Raw genomic sequence first — 5,331 nt, forward strand, 5'->3', positions numbered from 1 at the left:
CGGTTTGGGGGAGGGGCCGCGAGGTGACGAGCGGGGGTGGGGGCCCTACGCCGGCACCAGCGCCTCCGCGATCGTCCGCGCGCGCGTCTTCAGCTCGCGGTCGGCGCGCGGGGTGAGGAGGCGCAGATCGCGGGGGCGGGGCGCGGGATGGGTGGCGTTGAGCGCGGGTGTCAGGAGCGATGCATCGAGGCCGAAGCGGCGCGCGATCAGGGTGCCGATCGTGAAGCGGCTCACCGCCTCAGGACCCACCAGGTTCCACACGCCGCCGCGCCGTGCCGCGGGAAGGGCGGCGATCTCCCAGAGCTGGCGGGCGAGGTCTTCCACGAAGATCGGGCAGCGCAGCTCGTCCACGTACAGGCGCGACGGCTCGCCCGCGCGGAGCGACTCCACGAGGCGGGCGGTGATGGCGTCCGGCGGGTCGGCGCGGACGATGAGGGAGGTGCGCGCGATGGCCGCCTCCGGCGCGGCGGCAAGCACCGCACGTTCCGCCTCCGCCTTCCAGCGCCCGTACTCCTCGATCGGCGCCGCCTCGGCGGATTCATCGTAGGGCGCGTGCTCGCCATCAAGCACCAGATCGGTGCTCACGTGCACGAGCGCGGCGCCGGTGCGCGCGCACCCCTCCGCGACGGCGCGCGAGGCGGTCACGATGTCGCGCTCCGGATCGTCCTTGCCATACGCGGTGTGGATCACCGCATCGGGACGCAGGCGTTCCAGGAGGGCGGCGATCGCGGGTGCGTCGGCCAGGTCCACGGCGTGTGCCACAGCTCCGGAGACGGGGGTGCGGCGCTGCGTGGCGTGCACCTCCACCCCGACACGCGCGGTGGAGATCAGCGTGCCGCCGAGCAGGCCGGCTCCGCCGGTGATCAGGACGCGCATCAGGTCAGGCGTCGAATTCTGTGCAAAATCATTGGATCACGATGTCACGCAAAGGCGCGAAGACGCGAAGGGAAGCACGGAAGTACTTTCTTTGCGCCTTCGCGTCTTCGCGTGAGACAATCGGTTCAACGCAGCAGGAGCGCGAGAAACGGCATCAGAGCTGGAACGAGGTCACCAGCCGCTTCTCGGCCTCGCCCTCGATCAGCGCTTCGAGCTCGATGTACGGCTCCAGGCCGCTCCCCTTGAGCTTCTCGCGAAAGAGCTGGTCGAGCTGGAAGACGCCGGCCGAGTTGGACATCTCGATCCGCACGCGCACGGGCTTGGTGACGCCGGGCTCGATGTGCACCGCCTCGATCGCCGCCGCGGAGACGGAATGGATGCTGGCAGCGCCCGTCGCGAAAGGGATGCGCGAGCGGCCCTTGGCCATGTCCAGCGCGTCCGCCACGCGCACGATCCCCGCCTCCAGCGTCAGCGGCTTGCCGCCCGAGCGGTGGGCGATGATGGCGTGCAGGATCTCGGAGCGCAGGATCGTGGCCGAGCGCACGTCGTACAGCTCGGAGAGCAGCTCCTTGATCTTGGCCTGCGCCACGAAGAGCGAGAATCCCTCGTGGTCCGCGCGGTGGATCGACATCCCAAGGTCGTGGCAGAGCGCGGCCATGACGACCACCACCTCGGCGTCGTCGCTTCCCATCCCGTAGTTCTCCACCACGCCGGGCTTCGCGCCGCGCTCCAGGAGCATGCGCAGCAGCTTGGTGGCGATGTTCATCACGATCTTGACGTGCACCGGCCCGTGGTCCGTCATCCCCAGCCGCTCCACGGCGTTGACGTTCGCCGCGAGCCAGAGGGAGTACAGCTCCTCGTCCTGGTTGATGCGCTGGATGAGCGCCGCGACCTTGCGGTTGTTGCGGCTGGGGACGTTCAGCGGAAGGCGGTGGCTGAACCGCTCCTCCACCGTGCATCCCCACTGCGCCTGCTGCTCCTGCAAGTCCAGTCCTTCCGACATCCGTTCGTTCCGTGTTCGACAGGTGATCCGGGGCTCACCGAAGATGCGCGCCCGCCGGGGGCGATGACCGCCTCGCCGTATTGTACCCCCCACGTGTCACGGCGGGGCAACAGGCCGAGGACAACGCGAAGCGCGTACCGTCCCGTGCAGCAGATTACGGGTGCGGGAGCCGTTCGGCCAGAAAGCGCGCCGCCTCGCGCTCCGCCCAGAACTCGGGCGCCCACGGCTTCCCCTGGATGAACCCCACGTGCCCGCCGTGCTCCGTAAAGATCGCGGCGAGGCTGGGGTTGACCTCGACCGCCTGGCGCGGGATGGCGTGCGGCGGGACGAACGGGTCGTCCACCGCGTGCACTAGGAGCGTGGGGATGCGTATCGCCGGGAGGAACTGCGCGGAGCTGGACTGCGCGTAGTAGTCCGCCACGTCACGAAAGCCGTGCAGACGCGCCGTCACGGCGTCGTCGAAGTCGCGGAAGGAGCGCGAAGAGAGCGCTCTCGGCGCGTCGCAGCGGTCGCCGATCTCCGCCTGCCTGTCGCCGAACTTGCGGCGGAGGGAGCGCAGGAGCACCTCCGTATACCTGCGGCCCATGAAGCTGGCGTCCATGTACTCCGCGCCCGCCATCAGGTCGAAGGGCACCGACACCGCCGCCGCCGCGCGAACGGCGGAACCCTCCCCCCGCTCTCCGAGGTACTTGAGGAGGACGTTGCCGCCCAGCGAGAAGCCGAGCGCGCCAAAGGCGGCGTCCGGCTCGCGCTCGCGCAGGTGGCGGAGGACGGCGGAGAGGTCCGCCGTGTCGCCGGCGTGGTAGAAACGGAGCGCGCGGTTCGGCTCGCCACTGCACGAGCGGAAGTTCATCGCCACGGCGCGCAGGCCGCACTCGGCGAGGGCTCGGCAGCTTTCCAGCATGTACGACGAGTTGGCGCTCCCCTCCAGGCCGTGCACCAGCAGCACCAGGGGCGCGCCGGCCGGGAGCGCGATTCCTTCGACGGTGGCCCAGTCCAGGTCCACGAAGTCGCCGTCCTCCGTCTCCATGCGCTCGCGGCGGTAGTGCACGCCGGTCCGCTCGCGCAGGTAGCGCCCGGCGACGGTCTGGCCGTGCGCGCCCGGCAGCCAGCGCGCGGGGCGGAAGGGGCGCGGCACGAAGGCCTTCGCGGGCGGCGGCTCGGTGCAATCAGCTTGGCTCATAGGTACGTGAATCTACGCGCGGTCTTTCGCCCATCAACAGGCGTCGCGATATTTCGCGTCCCGCCGGACAACCTCCCCCGCCGCTCACGACCCGCATCGTGTGGCTCCTCCCCATCTTCTCGCCCCTTTCCCGCTTCGCGCTCCGGGTGTTCTACCGGCTCGAGGTGACGGGCGAGCGCGTGCCGCCGGCGGGGCCGGTGCTGCTGGTGGCGAACCATCCCAACTCGCTGCTCGACGCGGCGGCGGTGGTGGCGGCGGCGGGGCGGCCGGTGCGGTTCCTGGCGAAGGCGCCCCTCTTCGATCACGGGCAGGTGGGATGGCTCGTCCGGGGTGCCGGGGCGATCCCCGTGTACCGCAGGCAGGACGATCCCGCCGCGATGGCCGGCAACGATGACACCTTTCGCGCCGCGCACGAGGCGCTCGCGGCTGGCGACGCGGTTGGGATCTTCCCCGAGGGGATCAGCCACACCAGCCCCTCGCTCGCGCCGCTGAAGACGGGGGCCGCACGCATCGCGCTTGGCGCCGCGGCGCGGATCGGCGGCGCGTTCCCAGTGGTGCCGATCGGGCTCGTCTTCCGCGAAAAGGAGTCGTTCCGCTCCGAGGGGATGCTGGTCGTGGGTGAGCCCGTAGCGTGGGATGACCTCGCCCCGCGCGGCGAAGGCGACCGTGCCGCCGTGGGCGAGCTGACGGACCGCATCGACGACGCGATCCGCCGCGTGACGATCAACCTGGACCGCTGGGAAGACGCGCCGCTCCTGGAAGCCGCCGAGGCCACTTTCTCCGCCGAAACGCCCACCGACCCCTCCCCCGCGGCGCGCGTGCGGCGGATGCGCGCGGCCGCGGCGTCGCTGGCCCGCCTGCGCCACGACGAGCGCGGCCCCTGGACGGCGCTGGCGCACGAGGTGGCCGAGCACGCCCGCTCCCTCCAGGTGCTCGGGATGACGCCCGAACAGCTCAAGGCTGGAAACCGCGCCGACCTCGCCGCCCGCTGGATCGTGCGGCAACTCGCCTTCTTCGCCCTGGGCGTCCCCATCGCCGCGGCGGGCACGATCATCTTCTTCATCCCCTACCAGGCCACACGCCCAGTCGCCGCCTTGACGAAGCCGACTCCCGACATGCAGGCCACGACCAAGCTGCTCGTGGGCGCGGTGATTCACCTGCTGTGGGTCGTCGCGCTGTCGGCACTGATCGGGTGGCGCTTCGGCATCCTCGCGGGCCTAGCGGCGGTCGTCGTGCTCCCCGCGATCGGTGTCGTGACGCTGCACGTGCGCGACCGCTGGCAGCGCGCGACCGGCGAGGCACGACGCTTCATCCTCCGCGCCCGCAGGCGGCAGACGCTGGACGAGCTGCGCACCCGGCAGCGCGAGCTCGCGAAGCAGCTCAACACGCTTTGGGAAGAGACCCGCGAACCGCTGGCCTTCCCCTGAATCCCGAAACGGAGCCCCACCCCATGCTCGAGCCCGGAATCGCCGCGCCGCCTCCCGAAACGGTGCCGCGCAAGGCGCCGCACGAGATCAGGCGCATCTCGGTGGCGAGCTGGGTGCTGTACGACCTGGCGAACACCATCTTCTCGATGGGCGTCATCTCGCTCTACTTCTCCCTCTGGGTGCGCGACCAGGTGGGGGCCACGCGCGCGGACACGGTCTACGGGATCATCACCGCGGTCTCGATGGCGCTCATCTTCATGTTCTCACCGCTCCTGGGGGCGATGACGGACCGCGCGCCCCGGCGGATGCCCTTTCTGATCGTCAGCACGGTGGTCTGCGTCGCGTTCACGGCGCTGCTGGCGCGCTCTGGCTTCTACACGACGGCGATCTGCTTCGTCATCGCCAACGTGGCGTACCAGGCGGGGCTCCAGTTCTACGACGCGCTCCTCCCCGAGGTCAGCACCGAGGAGAACCGCGGCCGGATCGGCGGGATCGGGGTCGGCGTGGGGTACCTCGGCTCCTACTTCGCGGTCGGGATGGGCATCCTGCTGGGCACCGGGAACAAGCCGCTCCTCTTCACCGCCATCGCGGCTGCCTTCCTCGTCCTCTCCATCCCCTGCTTCCTCTTCGTCCGTGAGCGCGGCAACCCCCGCCCCCGCCCCATCGGCTGGGAGATGGTGCGCGACTCCACCTCGCAGACCATCCGCACGCTCAAGGAAGGCGGGCGCTACCCCGGCCTGGTGCGCTTCCTGGTTGGGCGCGTCTTCTACACGGACGCCATCAACACCGTCATCTCCATCATGGCGCTGTACACCGTCAACGTCGCCGTCAGCACGGGGATG

The 5,331-nt window shown here is 70.5% G+C and carries 5 protein-coding genes; 2 read left to right on the plus strand and 3 right to left on the minus strand.

Annotated features, from left to right (window positions below):
- Positions 1 to 45 precede the first annotated feature (45 nt).
- The 3 genes from VF647_11640 to VF647_11650 form a co-directional block, all read right to left on the minus strand.
- Positions 46 to 876 (minus strand): sugar nucleotide-binding protein, encoded by an 831-nt coding sequence (locus VF647_11640; protein HEX8452742.1) that lies wholly within the window; start codon positions 874 to 876, stop codon positions 46 to 48.
- Positions 877 to 1,030: 154 nt separating this feature from the next.
- Positions 1,031 to 1,879 (minus strand): HD domain-containing protein, encoded by an 849-nt coding sequence (locus VF647_11645; protein HEX8452743.1) that lies wholly within the window; start codon positions 1,877 to 1,879, stop codon positions 1,031 to 1,033.
- Positions 1,880 to 2,033: 154 nt separating this feature from the next.
- Positions 2,034 to 3,062, minus strand: coding sequence for an alpha/beta fold hydrolase (locus VF647_11650; protein HEX8452744.1), 1,029 nt, complete (start codon positions 3,060 to 3,062; stop codon positions 2,034 to 2,036).
- A gap of 98 nt (positions 3,063 to 3,160) precedes the next feature.
- On the opposite strand from VF647_11650, the gene VF647_11655 reads away from it, so the two are divergent.
- On the plus strand, positions 3,161 to 4,489 hold the full coding sequence (locus VF647_11655; GenBank protein ID HEX8452745.1) for a 1-acyl-sn-glycerol-3-phosphate acyltransferase: 1,329 nt from the start codon (positions 3,161 to 3,163) through the stop codon (positions 4,487 to 4,489).
- A gap of 23 nt (positions 4,490 to 4,512) precedes the next feature.
- Positions 4,513 to 5,331, plus strand: an 819-nt coding sequence (locus tag VF647_11660; GenBank protein ID HEX8452746.1) for an MFS transporter, incomplete at its 3' end; no start/stop codon positions are given.

The organism is Longimicrobium sp. (assembly GCA_036387335.1).
Lineage (GTDB): Bacteria > Gemmatimonadota > Gemmatimonadetes > Longimicrobiales > Longimicrobiaceae > Longimicrobium.